The sequence below is a fragment of the Mesorhizobium sp. WSM1386 genome, from assembly GCF_055901595.1.
The window spans coordinates 5,669,138-5,688,783 of the sequence record NZ_CM148373.1; the positions used below are offsets into that span (position 1 = coordinate 5,669,138).

16 protein-coding genes are annotated in these 19,646 nt (G+C 64.8%); 13 read left to right on the forward strand and 3 right to left on the reverse strand.

Annotated elements, in window-relative coordinates; genetic code table 11:
- Positions 1-202: 202 nt before the first annotated feature.
- The 10 genes from AC0NIH_RS27855 (at position 203) to apnL (ending at position 13,374) form a co-directional block, all read left to right on the forward strand.
- The gene (locus AC0NIH_RS27855; protein WP_287271257.1) at positions 203-1,225 is read left to right on the forward strand and encodes an ABC transporter substrate-binding protein; all 1,023 of its coding nucleotides are present in this window, start codon (positions 203-205) and stop codon (positions 1,223-1,225) included.
- Positions 1,226-1,293: 68 nt separating this feature from the next.
- The gene (locus AC0NIH_RS27860; protein WP_473464337.1) at positions 1,294-3,768 is read left to right on the forward strand and encodes an ATP-binding cassette domain-containing protein; all 2,475 of its coding nucleotides are present in this window, start codon (positions 1,294-1,296) and stop codon (positions 3,766-3,768) included.
- Entirely contained in the window at positions 3,765-4,796 is a 1,032-nt protein-coding gene (locus AC0NIH_RS27865) for an ABC transporter permease (protein WP_473464334.1), read from the forward strand. Before AC0NIH_RS27860 ends, AC0NIH_RS27865 begins: the two co-directional genes overlap by 4 nt.
- Positions 4,797-4,907: 111 nt before the next feature.
- Positions 4,908-5,735, forward strand: a complete 828-nt coding sequence (locus AC0NIH_RS27870) for a phosphogluconate dehydrogenase C-terminal domain-containing protein (protein WP_473464332.1) — start codon at positions 4,908-4,910, stop codon at positions 5,733-5,735.
- A 429-nt stretch (positions 5,736-6,164) separates the two neighbouring features.
- Positions 6,165-7,106: a substrate-binding domain-containing protein gene (locus AC0NIH_RS27875; RefSeq protein ID WP_473464329.1), complete on the forward strand. Its 942-nt coding sequence runs from the start codon at positions 6,165-6,167 to the stop codon at positions 7,104-7,106.
- A 77-nt stretch (positions 7,107-7,183) separates the two neighbouring features.
- Entirely contained in the window at positions 7,184-7,846 is a 663-nt protein-coding gene (locus AC0NIH_RS27880) for a DUF2291 family protein (RefSeq protein ID WP_473464326.1), read from the forward strand.
- Positions 7,843-9,438: a sugar ABC transporter ATP-binding protein gene (locus AC0NIH_RS27885; protein ID WP_473464323.1), complete on the forward strand. Its 1,596-nt coding sequence runs from the start codon at positions 7,843-7,845 to the stop codon at positions 9,436-9,438. Before AC0NIH_RS27880 ends, AC0NIH_RS27885 begins: the two co-directional genes overlap by 4 nt.
- Entirely contained in the window at positions 9,438-10,502 is a 1,065-nt protein-coding gene (locus AC0NIH_RS27890) for an ABC transporter permease (RefSeq protein WP_473464320.1), read from the forward strand. Before AC0NIH_RS27885 ends, AC0NIH_RS27890 begins: the two co-directional genes overlap by 1 nt.
- A gap of 2 nt (positions 10,503-10,504) precedes the next feature.
- The gene (locus tag AC0NIH_RS27895) at positions 10,505-11,539 is read left to right on the forward strand and encodes a Gfo/Idh/MocA family protein (RefSeq protein WP_473464318.1); all 1,035 of its coding nucleotides are present in this window, start codon (positions 10,505-10,507) and stop codon (positions 11,537-11,539) included.
- Entirely contained in the window at positions 11,536-13,374 is a 1,839-nt protein-coding gene (gene apnL / locus AC0NIH_RS27900) for a D-apionate lactonase (protein WP_473464315.1), read from the forward strand. The genes AC0NIH_RS27895 and apnL overlap by 4 nt, the downstream gene beginning before the upstream one ends.
- Before the next feature lie 6 nt (positions 13,375-13,380).
- On the opposite strand, the gene AC0NIH_RS27905 is transcribed toward apnL, so the two are convergent.
- Positions 13,381-14,094 (reverse strand): transcriptional regulator NanR, encoded by a 714-nt coding sequence (locus tag AC0NIH_RS27905; RefSeq protein ID WP_023764824.1) that lies wholly within the window; start codon positions 14,092-14,094, stop codon positions 13,381-13,383.
- 187 nt (positions 14,095-14,281) lie between these two features.
- On the opposite strand from AC0NIH_RS27905, the gene oiaX reads away from it, so the two are divergent.
- A complete protein-coding gene (gene oiaX / locus AC0NIH_RS27910) occupies positions 14,282-15,532 on the forward strand; it encodes a 3-oxo-isoapionate-4-phosphate decarboxylase OiaX (protein WP_473464312.1) in 1,251 nt (416 codons plus the stop codon).
- Between the two features lie 8 nt (positions 15,533-15,540).
- Positions 15,541-16,863 (forward strand): four-carbon acid sugar kinase family protein, encoded by a 1,323-nt coding sequence (locus AC0NIH_RS27915; RefSeq protein ID WP_473464395.1) that lies wholly within the window; start codon positions 15,541-15,543, stop codon positions 16,861-16,863.
- Between the two features lie 18 nt (positions 16,864-16,881).
- Here AC0NIH_RS27915 and AC0NIH_RS27920 read toward each other — a convergent pair whose 3' ends face one another.
- On the reverse strand, positions 16,882-17,694 hold the full coding sequence (locus tag AC0NIH_RS27920; RefSeq protein ID WP_473464310.1) for a class I SAM-dependent methyltransferase: 813 nt from the start codon (positions 17,692-17,694) through the stop codon (positions 16,882-16,884).
- A 155-nt stretch (positions 17,695-17,849) separates the two neighbouring features.
- Complete coding sequence (locus AC0NIH_RS27925) at positions 17,850-18,389, reverse strand: Lrp/AsnC family transcriptional regulator (protein WP_352709232.1); 540 nt, start codon at positions 18,387-18,389, stop codon at positions 17,850-17,852.
- Positions 18,390-18,437: 48 nt separating this feature from the next.
- Here AC0NIH_RS27925 and AC0NIH_RS27930 point away from each other — a divergent pair, with 48 nt between their 5' ends.
- Entirely contained in the window at positions 18,438-19,628 is a 1,191-nt protein-coding gene (locus AC0NIH_RS27930) for an MFS transporter (protein WP_473464307.1), read from the forward strand.
- Positions 19,629-19,646: the final 18 nt, after the last annotated feature.

Below are 19,646 nucleotides of genomic sequence, written 5' to 3' on the forward strand. Positions count from 1 at the left end.
CGTCCCAATTGGCCAAAGGCAAGAAACCCGACAGGCCACTCTCGCTCTCGTCAGCGCAAACAAATGAGTCCCGCTACCGGCTTGCCTATTTGGTATGCTGGTATAACATGTAGATGGTATGGTGTCTTTCCGAGGGTGGGACGCCGTTACGGAATGGCATGCAAGCCGACCATGCTGGCCGGTGTTTTTGGGAGGAAGTATCATGAAGTTTGCAATCGTAGCGGCGCTTGCCAGCGCCGCGCTGGGGAGCGTGTTCGCACTGCCGGCAATGGCGTCTCCGGACGCACCGGTGATCGCACTGACCAACGCCTATTACGGCAACACCTGGCGGCACCAGATGGTGGAGGCTTTCGAGGCCTCGGCCAAGGAAGCAAAGGCCGCTGGACAGATTTCCGACTACATCGTCATGAATGGCGACGGCTCGGTGGCGCAGCAGAACAGCCAGATCGCCGAACTGATCCTGAAGAAGGTCGACGTGCTTGCGGTCGATGCAGCCTCGGAAACCGCGGTCAACGGCATCATCGAGAAAGCCTGCAAGGCCGGCATCATCGTCGTGTCCTTCGATTCCGTCGCTTCGGCGCCTTGCAACTACCAGCTCAACTTCGACTTCAAGGGCTACAAGGCAACCCAGGCCGAGGCCGTCTTCAAGATGCTCGGCGGCAAGGGCAACGTCATCCAGGTGCGCGGCGTCAAGGGCTCGGCCCCCGACAACGACATGTTCAACGCCCAGCAGTCGGTGCTGGCGAAATATCCCGATATCAAGGTTGTCGCCACAGTCTATGGCCAGGCGACCGCCTCGGTCGCGCAGGCAGCCATCGCCAATGTCCTGCCCTCGCTGCCGCATGTTGATGCGGTGCTCGGCCAAGGCGGCAGCGACGATGTCGGCATCGCCCAGGCCTTCGTCCAATATGGTGGCGACTATGCCGGCAAGATGCCGATCATCGAAGGCGGCGGCGGCACCGATTTCGTCAAATGGTGGGCCGACGAGAATGCCAAGAACGGCTACCAGACGGTCTCGATGAACACGACGCCCGGCATCGGCGGCGCCGCCTTCTGGCTCGGACTGTCGCTGCTCAAGGGCGCCAAGGCACCCAAGATGATGATCATGCCGGTGGCGACAGTCGACGCCAGCAATCTCAAGGAGTATGCCAAGCTGCCGGGCGGCCAGATCATCAGCCCCAGCTATTCGCTCGACTGGGTCAAGCAGAACCTCTTGAGCAAGTAACGCGACCAGCACAATGGATCGGGCGCCGAAGGTCGCCCGGTCCATGGCCGTGAAGAAACGGAGGACGAATGTCCCATCTTGCCGTTGCCGATCAGAAGGGTGCCGCCATGGCGCCCGCCGCCTCGATCCGGCAGGAAATCGTCTCGCTTTCACAGATCACCAAGAGTTTCGGGCCGACGCTGGCGAATGCCGAGATCGACCTCGCCATTTCGGCCGGCGAGATCATCGGCCTCGTCGGCGGCAACGGCGCCGGCAAGTCGACGCTGATGCGCATTCTCTGCGGCACGATGTGGCCGACGCTGGGCTCGATCTCGTTCGCCGGCCAGACGCTGAGCTTCGCCGGCTACGACACGGCGGAAGCGCAGCGGCGCGGCATCCGCATGGTGCACCAGGAACTGTCGCTGTGCGCCAACCTCTCCGTGGCCGAGAACTTCTTCCTGGAAACACCCGCGGACGCGGCGAGCCGGCCAGGCTGGCGGACGCTTTACAGGGCCCGCGCGCGCTCGGCGCTGGATGCGGTGTTTCCCGGCAACGGCATCGATGTGGATGCCGAAATCGGCCAGCTCTCCATCGCCGAGCGGCAGATGGTCGAGATCGCCCGCGCCGCCGCCACTCCCGGCGTCAGGCTCATCGTTCTCGATGAACCGACCTCCTCGCTCGATCTCGATCGCTCCAAGCAGTTGCGGGCTTTCATCCGCGAGCGGGCCAAGGCGGGGCTGGCCTTCATCTTCATCAGCCACAAGCTGAAGGAAATCATCGACATCGCCACACAGGTGGTGGTGCTGCGCAACGGGCGCACCGCCTGGCGCGGCGATGTGGCGGATACCTCGATCGACCGCCTGGTGCAGCTCATGGGCGGCGATGCCAATCCGGTCCACCAGCACGGCGCTGCCGCCGTCCGCAGCGGGGGCGCGCTGGTGTGCCTGTCCGGAGACCTGACATCCGAGCTCGGCCGCGACATCGAGATCGCGCGCGGTGAAATCGTCGGACTGGCGGGGCTCGAGGGCAGCGGCCAGAAGGAGCTGCTGCATGCCATCTTCAGGCCCGGAAAGGATGGCGCCGTCACCAGGACAGGCGAAGCCGGCTTCATTGCCGGCGACCGCCAGAAGGAAGGCGTATTTCCCCTCTGGAGCGTGCTGGGCAATATTTCCATCGGCAGCCTCGCGCGGCGCCCGGCGCTGGGCCTGGTCTCGGATCGGCTCAACCGCGAAACCGCGGCCGACGCCGCCGGCCGGCTGCGGCTCGACGGAAGCCGCTTCGGGTCCAACATACTGGAGCTGAGCGGCGGCAACCAGCAGAAGGCGCTGGTGGCCCGCGCTCTCGTCGCCGACACGCCGATCATCCTGCTCGACGATCCTACGCGCGGCGTAGACATCGCCACCAAGCAGGATTTCTACCGGCTCTGCAACGACATCGCGCGCAGTGGACGGACCCTCGTCTGGCACACGACCGAGGACGCCGAGCTGTTGGCCTGCGACCGCGTGCTGGTCTTTGCCGGCGGGCGGATCGTCAAGGAACTGACCGGCGCGGCGATCACTGAGGCGGCGATCGTCGGGGCATCCTTCGTCCAGCAAGCCGACAAGTGCACCGACGCCGCGCAGAGCAGTGCCGGCGCGGCCGGGCTTGCCCGCAGGCTGGTGAACGCAGCCCCCTTCATCGGTCTCGCCGCCGTGCTGGCGGTGATGATCTCGGCCAACCCGGCGGTCGCCTCGATCTTCGGGCTCGACCTGCTGCTGATGCCGGCGCTGTCTCTGGTGCTGGTGACGGCAGCGCAGATGTTCATCGTCGGCGGCAGCGAAATCGATCTCGGCGTCGGCGCTTTCGCCGGCCTGGTCAGCGTACTCAGCGCCACGCTGCTCTACGATCAGCCGTGGCTCGGTGCGCTGGCGCTTTTGGCGGCGGTCGCCGCCTATGCCGGTCTCGGCGGACTGATCCAGGCGCGCAAGATCCCGGCCATCGTCGTCACGCTCGGCGCGTCCTTCATCTGGGTGGGGCTGGGCTATGCGCTGCAGCCGACGCCTGGCGGCGCCAGCCCTGAATGGCTGACCGCTCTGTTCGGCTGGTCTCTCGACTTCTTGCCAACGTCCATCATCCTCATCGCCGCGGTCGCCCTGGTGGTCTTGGTGATCGACCGGCTGCCGCTCGGCGTGGTGCTGCGCGGCTTCGGCAACAATCCCACGGCGATGATCCGCTCTGGCTGGTCGCCGACGCGCTACGCGCTGGTGCGCTATCTCATCGCCGGGTTGTTCGCGGCCGCCGCAGGGCTGTCGCTGACGGCGATCAACACGGCGAGCGACATCAATTCCGGCAATTCCTTCACGCTGCTCAGCGTCGCCGCCGTGGTGATGGGCGGCTGCTCGCTGCTCGGCGGCATCGTCTCCCCGGTCGGTGCCATCGCCGGCGCGGTGACGCTGTCGCTGATCGGCGCGCTGCTCGGCACGCTCAATGTGAGCAGCGACTACAACGCCGCGACGCAAGGGCTGATCCTCATCGCGCTGTTGACGCTGCGTGGCCTGACCGCGGATCGCAGGAGCGAACAATGAACGCGCTGTCCGCCTTTACCTTCTGGGCGCAGAGGAATCGCTGGATCTGGGCGGCGATCGGGGTGTTGCTGCTCTGGCTGGTGCTCTCGGTGGTCACCAACCGGTTCAGCCTCTCCAGCCTGTCGGGCATCATACTGTCGGCATCGTTCCTGGCGGTCGTCGGCATCGGCCAGATGTTCGTCGTCACCACCGGACGCGGCAACATCGACCTTTCCGTCGCTTCGGTGATCACGCTCAGCGCCTTCGTCGCGCTGCTCACCATCAAGGGGCAGGATGCCAACCTTGCCATTGGCGTGGTCGCCGCCGTCCTGCTCGGCCTCGCGGTCGGGCTGCTCAATTCGCTGCTCGTCGTCGGCCTCGGCATTCCGGCCATCATCGCCACGCTGGCGACCGGTTATGTGCTGGCGACTGCGACGCTCTTGTCGAACAAGGCAATCCCCGGCTTTGCCGTCAGCCCAGCGCTGAAGAGCCTGGCGACGGGCCGCATTTCGGGCATTCCGATCATGGCCATCATTGCCATCCTTGGGGTGATGGCCACCTCCTTCGTGCTGCGCTACACGGTGTTCGGGCAGGTCATGTCGGCGGTCGGCCAGAACCGGACCGCCGCCCGGCTCGCCGCCATCAAGAACGGCCGGGTGATCGCGGCGGCCTTCATCATCTCGTCGGTGCTGGCCTCGCTCGATGGACTGCTGCTCGGCGCCTATATCGGTGGCGCTTTCCTTGAAATGGGCCAACCCTATCTGCTGCAGTCGATCGCCGCTGTCGTGCTCGGCGGCACGCTGATCTTCGGCGGTTCGGCGACCGCGCTCGGCACCCTGTTCGCCAGCATCCTGCTGATCCTGATCGTTACCACCATGCAGATCATCGGGTTGCCTCCCGGCGCCCAGGACATCGTCCAGGGCATCGTCGTCATCTTCGTGCTGGCGCTGGCTGGCCGACAGGCCCTGGCACGGCGCACTTCCGTTGATGTCACCGATGGCGCGGCAGCGAACACACAACCAGGCGCCGCCACACCCCTGCCGAAGTGACCAACACAGACCAATGATTTTCTCTTGCCAAATTGTGGTAGAGTGATCATACCAGTATGTAAGATGACGATCGCGCGACGGTCGCCTGTTTGATCAAGGAGCAAGGGCCAGATGACGACGATTGCGCTATTCGGTGCGGGCGGGAAAATGGGCTACCGCCTGGCGACAAATTTTCGCGGTTCGGACTACACGATCCGCCATGTCGAGATCAGCGAGGCCGGCAAGGAGCGCCTGAAGACAGGGCTGGGCATCGACACGATCGGCGTCGACGAGGCGCTCGATGGTGCCGAGGTCGTGATCCTGGCGGTGCCGGACACGCATATCGGCAAGGTCGCCACCGGCATCGAAAGCAAGCTTGCTCCAGGCACGATGGTGATCGTACTCGATGCCGCGGCCCCCTTCGCCGGGCACCTGCCTGATCGTGCCGATCTTACCTATTTCGTCACCCATCCCTGCCATCCGCCGATCTTCAACGACGAGACCGACATGGCCGCAAAGAAGGACTTTTTCGGCGGCGTCAAGGCCAAGCAGCATTTCGTCAGCGCCCTGATGCAAGGGCCGGAGGCCGACTACGCCAAGGGCGAAAAGATCGCCCAGATCATCTGGGCACCGGTGATGCGCTCGCACCGCGTGACGGTCGAACAGATGGCGCTGCTGGAGCCGGGCCTTTCAGAGACGGTATGCGCCTCGCTGCTCGTCGTCATGAAGGAAGCCCTCGACGAGGTCGTGGCGCGCGGCGTCGACCGGCAGGCGGCGCTCGATTTCCTGCTCGGCCACATGAATGTGCTCGGTGCCGTCATCTTCGGCGAGACCAAGGGCGTGTTCTCCGATGCCTGCAACAAGGCGATCGAGTTCGGCAAGCCGGTGCTGATGCGCGACGACTGGAAGCGGGTCTTCGAACCGCAGGAGATCGCCGCCAGCATCCAGCGCATCACCTGAGAGGGCGCTGTTTTCCCTTCTCCCCTTGCGGGAGAAGGTGGCCTCGCTAAGCGAGGTCGGATGAGGGTGCTCCAAGGAACGCTACGTCTCACTTCGCTGGAACACCCCTCAACCGTCTCGCCGCTAGCGCGGCGATCCACCTTCTCCCACAAGGGGAGAAGGAAAAAGGGGCGACCGCTTAGATACAGATCACCTGAATTAGTGGTTGACTCATCATACCAGTTGGCTTTAGCTGTTCGTGGGCTCGGATCGATCATGCTTCGCTGAAAATTCGAAGCCGGTGCGAGTGGAGGACGGCGGGGAGCGAGAGGAGTTCGGATGACAGCCGGCAAACGGCTTTGAACCCGGGCGGCGGCCTGCATCGCCAAGACGAATTCAAATGCAGACGATGGCCTCGATCGAGGCACGGTTTTTCAACGGGAGGACTTCATGAAACTTACACGCAGAATGACGCTTGCGGCTTTCGCCGGCGTATTGGCACTTGGCACCGCGGCACCGGCCTTCGCGGCCGACCTGATCGCCATCATCACTCCCTCGCATGACAATCCGTTCTTCAAGGCGGAGGCCGTCGGCGCCGAGGCAAAGGCCAAGGAGCTTGGTTATGACACATTGGTGCTGGTCCATGATGACGACGCCAACAAGCAGTCCGAGCTGATCGACACCGCGATCGGCCGTGGCGCCAAGGCGATCATCCTCGACAATGCCGGCGCCGACGCCACCGTCGCCGCCGTGCAGAAGGCGAAGGACGCGGGCATTCCTTCCTTCCTGATCGACCGCGAGATCAACGCCACCGGCGTCGCCGTGGCGCAGATCGTCTCCAACAACTACCAGGGTGCCCAGCTCGGCGCGCAGGAATTCGTCAAGCTGATGGGCGAGAAGGGCAATTTCGTCGAGCTGGTCGGCAAGGAATCCGACACCAATGCCGGCATCCGCTCCAAGGGCTATCATGATGTGATCGACGATTATCCGGACCTGAAGATGGTTGCGCAGCAGTCGGCCAACTGGAGCCAGACGGAAGCCTATTCCAAGATGGAATCGATCCTGCAGGCCAATCCGGACATCAAGGGCGTCATCTCCGGCAATGACACGATGGCGATGGGTGCCTATGCGGCGCTGGCCGCGGCGAACCGCCAGGATGTCATCGTCGTCGGCTTCGACGGCTCGAACGACGTGCGCGACTCCATCACCTCCGGCGGCATCAAGGCCACGGTGCTGCAGCCGGCCTACGCCCAGGCGCAGATGGCGGTCGAGCAGGCCAACGACCTCATCAAGAACAAGAAGTCGCCCGAGAAGGAAAAGCAGCTGATGGACTGCGTTCTCGTCAATGGCGACAATGCCGCCAAGCTTGAGACATTCGCTCTGAAGAACTGAGCCGGCGCAACGCAAACAGCGAGGGGCGAGCCTAAGGTTCGTCCCTCGCCTTCATTTCACTGGGATGCTTGACCGCGATGCTGAACAAGCCGACCTGGCCAGTCAAGGCGATCTGGCCGATCCTTGCCCTGACCGCCAGCATTGGCCTCGGCGCCTGCAAGATCCTGCCGACGCCGTCGGCGCGAGGCGACGCCAACGCGTCGGCCTTCAACCCGGACAAGATGGTCGAAGACATCTGGGCTTCGAAGGTCATCCCTTATCTCAGTCAGAAGGCCGGGCCGTTCGCCGAAGTCCATGCGCTGGCGAAGACGGATCAGGCGGCGGCCGGCGCCAAATACGGCAACCCCAAGAAGCAGGCGAATTCGCCATGGACCTTCGCGGTCCGCGTCGAAGGCAAGATCGTCGCGGCCAACACGCAGTCCCGCGCGGGCACGATGGATATCGACGTCGACGGCGACGGCAAGGCGGATGCACGCGTCCAGATCGGGCCGGCAATGCGCGGAACGGCGTTGCGCGACAGCCTCGATTTCGTACAGTTCAACGATTTCACCAACCAGATCGACTTCGCCCAGTTCGGCAAGGCGTTCAACGCCCATGCCGACAAGACCGTGCTTTCCAAGCTGCCGCGCGAGGCGCTGGAAGGCCGTATCGCCAAGGTGCTCGGCGCCTATACGATCGAAAGCAGCCAGGACCTGCCGTTGGTGACTCCGGCGGAGGTCGAGATCGGGCCCAAGCCATGAGCACGGCGGCCGGTCACGAAATCATCCTGAAGCTGGAAGACGTCTCGAAGGTCTATGCCGGAACCGTCGCGGTCAAGCAGGCCAATTTCGAGGTGCGCAAGGGTGCGGTCAATGTTCTGGTCGGCGAAAACGGCGCCGGCAAATCGACGTTGATGAAGATCATCGCCGGCGTCGAGCAGCCGACGGTCGGGCGTATCCTCCTCGACGGAAAAGAGGCCTCGTTCTCGTCCTCCGGTGACGCGGTGAACCGCGGCATCGGCATGGTGTTCCAGGAACTGAACCTGTTCGGCAACATGACCGTCGCCGAGAACATTTTCGCCACCCGAGAGATCACCAACCGGTTTCGCAAGATCGACCGCAAGGAGCAGGAAAGGCGCGCGGGCATATTCCTCGAGCGGCTCGAGGCCGGGATACGGCCGGATATGCTGGTCGAGGATCTGCGCATCGGCCAGCAGCAGCTTGTCGAGATCGCCAAGGCAGTTTCGCTCGACGCGCGCATCCTGATCATGGACGAGCCGACCTCGGCGCTGAGCGCCGCCGAAGTCGAGATCCTGTTCAAGGTGATCGCCGACCTCAAGTCGCGCGGCGTGGCGATCGTCTATATCTCGCACCGGCTGGAGGAGTTGATCCGCATCGGCGATTACATCACCGTGCTGCGCGACGGCCGCATCACCGGCCAGGAGGAGATGAAAAACGTCGACACACAGTGGATCGTGCGGCAGATGATCGGCTCGGACGCCAAGGATTTCGCCAAGGCCGACGACCATGCGCCGGGCGAGGAAATCTTCCGCGCCGAGGACATCTGCCTGCCGCGCGCCACCGGCGGACTGGCGGTCGACCACGTCTCGCTGTCGCTGCGCGCCGGCGAGATCCTCGGCATCTACGGGCTGATGGGCGCCGGGCGCAGTGAGTTGTTCGACTGCATCATGGGCCGCCACGGCCATGCCAGCGGCAATATCTTCATCGACGGCAAACAGGTCCGGGAACGCGATACGACGCGCCGCATCCGGCGGGGTCTGGCGCTGATCCCGGAGGACCGGCAGCGCGAGGGCCTGGTGTCGATCCTCTCCGTCGCCAGCAATCTGACGCTGGCAAGCCTGTCGCGCTTCGTCAGCCTGTTCCACATCCGCGGCGCCGCCGAACGCCAGGCCGTGCTGCAGATGGTGCGGGAACTGGCAATCAAGGTCGCGGATCCGGCGCAGGAGGTTTCGTCGCTGTCCGGCGGCAACCAGCAGAAGGTGGTGATCGGCAAGGCGCTGCTCACCGGACCCAAGGTGCTTCTGATGGATGAGCCCAGCCGCGGCATCGATGTCGGCGCCAAGGCCGACGTCTTTCGCACCATGCGCAAACTGTCGCGCGATAGGCTCGGCATCCTCTTCGCCACATCCGACCTCGACGAGGTGATGGCGCTGTCCGACCGGATCGCGGTGATGAGCAATGGCAAACTGACCGGCATGTTCGAGCGCGCCGAGGCGACCGAGGCCGCGATCGTCGCCGCATCGGCGCTCGGCCACGGACCTGTCCCCGCACATCCTGCCCCCGCAGATCTTGCCCCCGCACATCTTGCCCCCACACATGGAGAGCAACGCTGATGACTGACATTCCGGCCAGGGCGGCGCAGTCGTCGGCCACCAGCGGTTCCGCACTGCTGACGCTGATGAAGCTCAGGACCTTCATCGCGCTGATTGCCGTGCTGGTGTTCTTTTCCATCGCGGCGCCGAACTTCCTGTCGGCGGCCAATTTGATCCTGATGGCCAAGCACGTTGCGCTCAACGCCTTCCTCGCCATGGGCATGACCTTCGTCATCATCACCGGCGGCATCGATCTTTCGGTCGGCTCGATCGTCGGCCTGTGCGGCATGGTGGCCGGCTATCTCGTGCTCAACGGCATCGACCTGCAGATCGGCTACACCATCTATTTCAACGTTCTCGAGATCGCCTTGATCACGCTGGCGGTCGGCATCCTGATCGGCGCCGTCAACGGATTGCTGATCACCAGATTGAACGTCGCGCCCTTCATCGCCACGCTGGGCGTGCTCTATGTGGCGCGCGGCCTGGCGCTGCTGTCGTCGGACGGGCGCACCTTCCCCAATCTGGTCGGCAAGCCGGAACTCGGCACCACGGGCTTCGGCTTCCTCGGCGCCGGCCGGCTCGTCGGCCTGCCGGTGTCGATCTGGATCCTGATCGTGGTGGCGCTGGGTGCCGCCTATCTCGCCAGATACACCCCGCTCGGCCGCCACATCTTCGCCGTCGGCGGCAACGAGCGCGCGGCACGGATCTCGGGCGTGCGCGTCAACATGGTCAAGATGTTCGTCTACATGTTCTCCGGCTTCTGCGCGGCGATCGTCGGCCTGATCATCTCGTCGGAGCTGATGGCCTCGCATCCGGCGACCGGCGAAAGCTTCGAGTTGAATGCCATCGCCGCGGCGGTGCTTGGCGGCACCTCGATGTCGGGCGGGCGGGGTACCATCGGCGGCACCATCGTCGGTGCCTTCGTCATCGGTATCCTGTCGGACGGGCTGGTGATGATGGGTGTGAGTTCCTTCTGGCAGATGGTGATCAAGGGCCTCGTCATCATCGTCGCCGTGGTCGTCGACCAAGCGCAGCGCCGGCTTCAGCAGCGCGTCACGCTGATGCAGATGGCAAAGGCGGGCTGATCATGACGGAATTGCGTGGAGCGCTGATCGGCTGCGGCTTCTTCGCCGTCAACCAGATGCATGCCTGGCGCGACATCGAGGGCGCCTCGATTGTCGCCATCTGCGATCGCGATCCCGAACGGCTCCGGATCGTCGGCGACCAGTTCGGCATTTCCAGGCGCTACACCGATGCGGCGGCGATGTTTGCTGGCGAGACGCTCGACTTCGTCGACATCGCCACGACCGTCGGCAGCCACCGGCCGCTGGTCGAGATGGCGGCCGCCAACCGCGTTCCTGTGATCTGCCAGAAACCATTCGCGCCGACGCTCGCCGACGCCAAGGCGATGGTCGCGGCCTGCGCCAAGGCCGACGTGCCGCTGATGGTGCACGAGAATTTTCGCTGGCAATCGCCGATCCAGGCGGTGCGCGCCGTGCTCGACAGCGGCGAGATCGGCACGCCCTTCTTCGGACGCATCTCCTTCCGCTCCGCCTTTGACGTGTTTTCCGGCCAGCCTTACCTGGCGACCGGAAAACGCTTCATCATCGAGGATCTCGGCATCCACATCCTCGACATCGCCCGCTTCCTGTTGGGCGACGTATCGAGCCTCACTGCCCGCACCGCGCGCATCAATCCCGCCATTGCCGGCGAGGATGTCGCCACGATGCTGATGGACCACGAGAGCGGCGCCACATCGGTGGTCGACTGCAGCTATGCGACAAGGCTCGCCGTCGAGCCGTTTCCCGAAACGCTGATCGAGATCGATGGCAGCGACGGCACGATCCGGCTGGCTCAAGGCTACCAGCTCACCGTCACCGGCAAGAGCGGCACGACGGTCAAGGACATTTCGCCGCCGCTGCTCGCCTGGGCATCGCGGCCATGGCACAACATCCAGGAAAGCGTGCTGGCGATCCAGCGGCACTGGGTCGACTGCCTTGTCGGCGGCAAGGAGCCGGCGACCTCGGGCGCCGACAATCTCAAGACGTTCGCGCTGGTCGAGGCTGCCTATGCCGGCGCCGCGAGCCGCGAACCGTTGCGGTTAGACGAGCTGCTGAAATGAGCGTGGATGGCTTCCTCCTCTGCGGCACACGCGCGGCGGAAGCCAGACCGGTCCGGCTCCGCGCCGGCCCGCTCAGCGCCGATTTCGTCAACGGCAATTTGCGCACCATCCGCCATGGCGGCACCGAGGTGCTGCGTGCCATCGCCTATATCGTGCGGGACCGCGACTGGGGCACCTACGAACCCGTTCTGGCGGACTTGACCGTCGACCAGGGCGCCGATGCTTTCTGCGTCAGCTACACGGCAAGCTGCACCGGGCCGGGCGAAAGCCGGCTCGCCTTCCGCGCCACCATCAAGGGATCGGCTGACGGCCGGCTGGTGTTCGACGTCAGCGCGCTGCCCGAAAGCGATTTCGAGACCAACCGCTGCGGCTTCTGCATCCTGCATCCGATCGCGGAGCTTGCCGGCAGCCCGGTGACCGTCGAGCATACCGACGGCAGCGTGGTGGATACGACACTGCCGGAGCTGATCGACCCCTGGCAGCCTTTCAAGGATTTGCGCGCCATCACGCATGCGGTGCGGCCCGGCCTCACCGCCGAGTGCCGGATGGAAGGCGACATTTTCGAGATGGAGGACCAGCGCAACTGGTCCGATGCCTCCTACAAGACCTATGTGCGGCCGCTGGCGCTGCCCTGGCCCTATGTGCTGCCGGCCGGCGAACCCTTGCGCCAGACCATTACCCTGCGCATTGCGGGCGACGCCAGGCCTTCGGCCACGGCTTCGGGCCATGAACCGGTCCGCATCGAGCTTGGCGAAGCCGGACCAAGACTGCCCGATATCGGCGTGGTCATTTATCCCGAGGATGTGGAGGCAACGCTGGCGGACCTGCCGATGCTGTCGCAGCTCGGCCCGCAGCAGCTTTTGCTCCACTTCGACCCGACGCGCGGCCACGGGCTGGACGCCTTGCGCGCCCATGCCCGGCTTGCCGCCGCTTGCCCCGCTGCAACGACGCTCGAATGCGTTGTCGCCTGCACCGGCGATCTCGATGCCGAACTCGCCGCGGTCGCCGACATGGTGCGCCAGGCGGGCCTGCGGCTCGACGCCGTCGCGGTATCGCCTTCGGTCGACCGGCAGTCGACGCCGCCGGGCAGTGCCTGGCCGGAATGCCCGCCGCTCGAGGATGTCTACGCCGCCGCGCGCCGCGCCTTTCCCGATATTCGTCTCGGCGGCGGCATGTTCAGCTATTTCACCGAGCTCAACCGCAAGCGCGTTCCGGCCGGGCTGCTCGATTTCGTCACCCACTGCACCTGCCCGATCGTGCATGCGGCCGACGATCTCAGCGTCATGCAGTCGTTGGAGGCATTGCCGTTCATCACCCGGTCGGCGCGGGCGATCTTCGGAGACAGGCCCTACCGGATCGGACCGTCGACCATCGCCATGCGGCAGAACCCCTATGGCGGCGCGACGAAGGACAATTTTGATGGCCAGCGCATCGCCATGGCCAATCGCGACCCGCGTCATGCCGCCCAGTTCGCCGCCGCATGGACGATCGGCTATGGCGCGCGCGTCGCGCCGGCCGGACTGGAGATGCTGACGCTGTCCGGCTTCACCGGGCCGTTCGGCGTGCTGGCGGCATCCGGGGAACCTGCCGCCGAGGGATCGCCGCGGCCGATCTTCCAGGCTATCTCCGCGCTTTGCGGATTGGCTGGGCTCGCGCACGTTGCCGCGAAAACAAGCGACGAGACGCGGGTGCTGGCGCTGGCCGGGCGCTCCACCTCGGGCGAGACCATCGCATGGCTGGCCAATCTGACGGCGGGCGATGTCCGGGTCGATGCTGCCGCGCTTCGCGGGGGCCGTCTCATCATGTCGCCCTACGCGATTGCCAGGATTGGTTAGGCAAGCCTACTTCTCGGAATTCATCACATAGAGCGCGCGCGAGCGCTCGAGATGCTTGATCATCGCCTTCTCGGCGCCGTCGGCATCCTTGTGCTCGATGCGGTCGATGATCTCCTCGTGCTCGGTCAGCGTGTACTTTTCCTTGCCGGTCCAGATCAGCATCTCGGTGTGGTATTCCTTCAGCCAGCCGAGCATCGCCTCGCTGACGGCGACATAGATCGGGTTGCCCGAAATCGCCGCGATCCGGCTGTGAAATTTCATGTCGGCGGAAATGAAGGCTTCCGAATTGCCGCGTGCGCCGCGCTGCTCGGCAACGGTTTCCTTGAGCTGCCGCACATCCTCGGCGGTGGCCCTTTCGGCGGCCTCCTTGACCATGCCGCGCTCGAAGAAGATGCGCGCGCTCTTCAGATGCTCGAGCGTGTCCTTCGACGAAGACAGGATGATCTTGGCCGCACCGTCGACCTGTCTGATGATCGACTTGGCGGTCAGCTGCAGCACCTTGGCCCGCTCGCCATGCGAGATGGCGACAAGGCCCATATTGCTCAACGCCTGCATGGCCTCGCGGATCGCAGGCCGGCCGACCTCGAAGCGCTCCATCAATTCGCGCTCCGACGGCATGTCATCACCCGGCTGCAATTCGCCGCTGGTGATCAGCCGCTTCAGCCTTGCAAAGACTTCGTCGGAAAGCTTGCGCCGGACGATCGGTTCCGAACGGTTCATCGCCGCGAATCACTCCCTTGCCCCGATTCCTGTGTAGCATTCCGGGCAGGACTATCGGAATGCCTGCCCTTAACCGACGCCCGTCGCGGCAGCCGGGGTATTTGCTTGCAATACTTATGTACTCATTATACCAGATTTCATTCGCAACGAAACTTTTTTCGAACCCTATCGACCCGGTCCATCCATCATGATCACCCTCACCTATCGCATCGAAACCTCAGGCAGCATAGAAGCCCTGGCGGCCAAGATCGCCAGCGACCAATCGACCGGCACCTTCGTTGCGCTGCCCGGCGAAACCGAAGAGCTGAAGGCGCGCGTGGCGGCACGGGTGACGGCGATCCGGCACCTGCCCGATGCGGAGCAGCCATCCATTCCCGAGGCCGGCACCGGACCTTTCAGACGCGCCGATGTCGACATCGCCTTTCCGTTCGATGCCATCGGCACCGATCTTTCGGCGCTGATGACCATCGCCATCGGCGGCACGTACTCGATCAAGGGTCTGTCGGGCATCCGCGTCGTCGACATGAAGCTGCCGCAAGAATTCAAGGGCGCCCATCCGGGGCCGCAATTCGGCGTCGTCGGCAGCCGCAGGCTGACCGGTGTCGAGGGCCGTCCGATCATCGGCACCATCGTCAAGCCGGCGCTGGGCCTGCGACCGCACGAGACGGCCGCCATGGTCGGCGAACTGATCGCCGCCGGCGTCGATTTCATCAAGGACGACGAGAAGCTGATGAGCCCGGCCTATTCGCCGCTGGCGGAGCGGGTGAAGGCGATCATGCCGCTGATCCTCGATCACGAGCAGAAGACCGGCAAGAAGGTGATGTACGCCTTCGGCATCTCGCATGCCGACCCGGACGAGGTGATGCGCAACCACGATATGGTGCTCAAGGCCGGCGGCAATTGCGCGGTCATCAACATCAACTCCATCGGCTTCGGCGGCATGGCTTACCTAAGAAAGCGCTCCGGCCTGGTGCTGCATGCCCACCGCAACGGCTGGGACATCCTGACCCGCCATCCCGGCCTCGGCATGGACTTCAAGGTCTGGCAGCAGTTCTGGCGGCTGCTCGGCGTCGACCAGTTCCAGATCAACGGCATCGCCTCGAAATACTGGGAGCCGGACGCATCTTTCATCGCCTCCTTCGAGGCGGTGACGACGCCGCTGTTCTCGCCTGAAGATTGCGCCCTGCCGGTCGCCGGCTCCGGCCAGTGGGGCGGACAGGCGCCCGAGACCTACGAGCGCACCGGGCGCACGGTCGACCTACTCTATCTCTGCGGCGGCGGCATCGTCAGCCATCCGGACGGCCCGGGTGCCGGCGTGCGCGCCGTCCAGCAGGCCTGGCAAGCCGCCGTCGACGGCATTTCCTTGGCGGACTATGCACGAAGCCATGTCGAACTGGCGCGCTCGATCGAGAAGTTCGGCGACGGCAAGGCCGCGTGAGCGAGGCCATGCAGAAGCTGCTGCTCAGCTATTATGGCGACGACCTCACCGGCTCGACCGACGTCATGGAGGCACTCGAACTCGGCGGCGTGCCGACGGTGCTGTTCATGCGACGGCCCGACCAGCCCTTGCTGGCGCGATTTTCGCATTGCCGCGCCATGGGACTGGCGGGCACGAGCCGCAGCGAAAGGCCGCAATGGATGGACGAGAACCTGGCGCCGGCCTTCGAGTGGCTGAGAGGGCTCGAGGCGGCGGTTTGCCACTACAAGATCTGCTCGACCTTCGATTCCAGCCCGACGATCGGCAGCATCGGCCGCGCCATAGAAATCGGCAGGGGTGTCTTCGGCCAGAAGGCCGTGCCGGTGGTTGTCGGGGCGCCGCAACTCAAGCGCTATACAGCGTTCGGGAACCTTTTCGCTGCATTCCGTGGCGACTATTTCCGCATCGACCGGCACCCCGTCATGAGCCGGCATCCGGTGACGCCGATGAACGAGGCGGATCTGCTCCTCCATCTGTCTCACCAGACCGGTCTCGCTTCCGGCCTTGTCGACCTGGCGGCATTGCAGGCCGACGATCTTCCCCAACGGGTCGACCAGGCCGTGCAAAACAGGGCAATCGTCCTGTTCGACGTCGAGAGCCGCCAAACGCAGAAGCGCGTCGGCGAACAGGTCTGGCGCATGTGCGAACAAGGCCATGGTTTCGTCGTCGGATCCTCGGGCGTCGAATATGCTCTGCTTGCCGAATGGGCCGACAAAGGCATTGCCACGGGGCACGCGTCCTTCACACCGCCCGGTCCGGTCGACCGGCTCGCCGTGGTCTCGGGCAGTGTGTCGCCGACCACGGAGAAGCAGATCCGCTTCGCGCTTGCGCGTGGATTCGACGGCATTCAGATGGACGCCATGCAGCTTGTCTCGGAGGGCGCCGGCGAGGCGATCGAGCGTGCCGTCGCCAGCGGATTGTCGAGCCTGGCGGCGGGGCGCAGCGTGATCCTCTACACAGCACTTGGTCCCCAAGCCGATCGCAGCGCCGAGATCGATCATATCGAAGGCGCACGCAACAGGCTGGGACGGGCGCTGGGAACCATCCTGCGCCGGCTGGTGGCGACAGAGAAACTCAAGCGCGCGGTGATCGCCGGCGGCGATACGTCGAGCCACGCGCTGGGACAATTGTCCATCGATGCGCTGACCGTGCGCATGCCGTTGCCGCAATCGCCCGGCTCGCCGCTCTGTCTCGCCCATGGCGGCGGCGAGATCGACGGGCTCGAAATCGCATTGAAGGGCGGCCAGGTCGGCACCGATGCCTATTTCGAGACGATCCGGCTGGGAAGCTAGGACACGCTCGATGGCAGACTAAGCCAGGGCCACGACCACGTGAGCCTGGATTTTGGCGGCGACCTCGCCGCTGCCATGCCTTTCCGCGATCGCGGCTGCGGCATAGTCGGTAGCGGCTTCGAGTTTTCCGGCGTCCCTGGCCTCGATCTCGCTGCGAAGGACCGTCCCCTGGCAATAGGCGACGGCCGGCAGGCGCGGCGAGGATGCGCGGCTCTGTTCGGCTCTCGTCTCGATCACCACATGGGTGAAACCCGCGTCTTCCAGATCGCCGCGGATCAGGGCCGTATCGTGATAGCCATGGGGCGTGCGCGCCAGAAAGCGCGGCGGATCGTCCGGAAAAAACCTTGCGAGGGCATTCGTCACATCATCGGCAAATACGTTCTCCTCGATGCGATCCCAGACGTTGAACAGGAAGTGTCCGCCGGGCTTCAGCACCCGCCTCGCTTCGCGGTAGGCGGTTGAACGGTTGGGAAAGAACATCGCGCCGAACTGGCAACAGACGACATCGAAGGCCGCATCCTCGAACGGCAGCGCCATGGCATCCGCCTGGCGCCATGTGATGCGACTGTCGGGAGCCTGTCGCGAAGCGGCGTAGTCGAGCATGGGCTGGTTGAGGTCGCTCACGACATAGCTTGCGTCGGGGGACAGTTTTGGCGCCAATGCGCGCGTGACCACCCCGGTGCCCGCGGCGATTTCCAGAACCGCGCCGGGCGACAGGGCCGCTGCCCGCCGTGCGAGATCGGCGGCGAACGGTTCGAAAATCAACGGCACCATATAGCGGTCGTAGTTTTCCGGTATTGAACCGGTAAAGGCCTTGTCCGTTTCCAACATTGCCATCCCCCGCCGTCGGTTTGAAACCTCGCGAGACCGGCATGCGATTGTCCCTCTGAGGCGCAATCGCTGGGAGCCGACCTGCTTCAGCCCTTGTCTTTACCACGCTCGCGACCTGGTCGCGACAGGCTTGCGCCTGGGCGTCAACGAGCCACCTAATATAGCGGACGGCTCAGATGTTGGGGCGTTGGCCATTGCGTGGTGACGCCGGGCTGCACCGGCCGCTCGAGATAGGTCGACAGCACCACATAGCTGCGCGTCGAGGTGACGCCGGGCGTTTCGTAAAGACGCGACAGCAATCCTTCGAGCGCCCTCGGATCCTCGGTACGCACCTTGAGCAGCACGCAGGTGTCGCCGGCGACGGTGTGGATCTCCTCGACTTCCGGATATTGCGAGATCGCCATCAGTTCCGGCGTCTTGCCCCAACCCTTGGTGTCGATATGCACGAAGGCGAGCAGCGGCTTTCGCACCGCATTGGGGTCGATGATGACAGCCGTGCCGCGGATGGCGCCGCTGCGCCGCAGGCGCTTGACCCGCTCATGGGCGGCGGGCGGCGAAAGGCCGACACGGTCACCCAGTTCGGCGTAGCTGACCGTGGCGTCCTCGACGAGAACACCTAATATCTTTCGGTCGATCGCGTCGACATCACGGGGTGCTGGCCTGTTCCGCCGAATGCCATCTGTTTCTTCATCCATATCGACAATCCCGATTGCTACAGAATTCAATACGGCCATTATGTTGATATGTCGAACAGTGATCAAGCCACGACTTTCGCAGCCGAGGCCCGGCCGCCGATCCCGGCGCTGGCCTATCTTTTGACCGGGTGCATCGCGGTGATCGGCTCGAACTCGCTGGTGCTGGGTCCGATTGCGCCGGCCGTGGCCGTGTCGTTCGCAACCAGCGTACCGGCCGTGATGGCTGCTGCGGCCGCGTTTGGCCTGGGCACCTCGGCAAGCGCCCTGTTCCTGGCGCGCTATATCGACCGGCTCGGCGCACGCCGGATGCTGCAGGGAGCGTTGCTGCTGCTGGCGCTGGCACTTGTCGCGAGCGCGGCGGCGCCGACGGTGATCATGCTGGTCGCGGCACAGCTGCTAGCCGGCATCGCCGCCGGCGTCGCCATGCCGGCAATCTACGCCAGTTCGGCGGCGATCGCGCCGCCCGGCCGTGAAAGCGGGACGATCGGCGTCGTGCTCACCGGATGGACGCTCAGCATGGTGGCCGGCGTTTCGCTGTCGGCCGTGCTTGCCGATCTCGTGCATTGGCGCGCCGTCTTCGCAGCCGTCGCGCTCCTCGCGATGCTTGCGCTGGCCGGCCTCACCATGACGTCGCTGAGCGACATCAGGAAGAGCGGTCAGGCGCCGGCGCCGCTGGCCGCGCTCGGCATTCCCGGCATCGTGCCGCTTCTCGTCGCCTGCGCGGCCTTCATGACCGCCTTCTACGGCGTCTACGGCTATCTCGGCGACCACCTGCACAGCGGGTTGGGCAAGCCGGTGAGCGCCAACGGTTGGGCCGCGCTCGCCTACGGCATCGGCTTCGGCACGGCTGCTCTCCTCGATGGCGTGATCGATCGCCTCGGCGCCCGTCGCGTCATGCCGTTCGCCTATCTGCTTGTCGCCATCGTCTACGTCGCCATTGCCGCGACGAGCGACAGTTTCGGGCTGACCATAGCCATGGTTGCGGTGTGGGGACTTGCCAACCATTTCGGGTTGAATGTCCTGGTGATGCGCCTCTCCGCGCTCGATCCCTCGCGGCGCGGCACGATCATGGGCCTGAACAGCGCGGTAACCTATCTGGCGGTCTTTGTCGGCACAACCGGCTTTGGCCCGCTCTATGCCACCTTCGGTTTTGCCACCTGCGCTATGATCGCGGCATTGCTCATGCTGGTTGCCGCCTCGGCGGCGGCGTGGCGCACGCGCCACTCGAGCAGCACCTGATAGGCCAGCGCGTTGGCG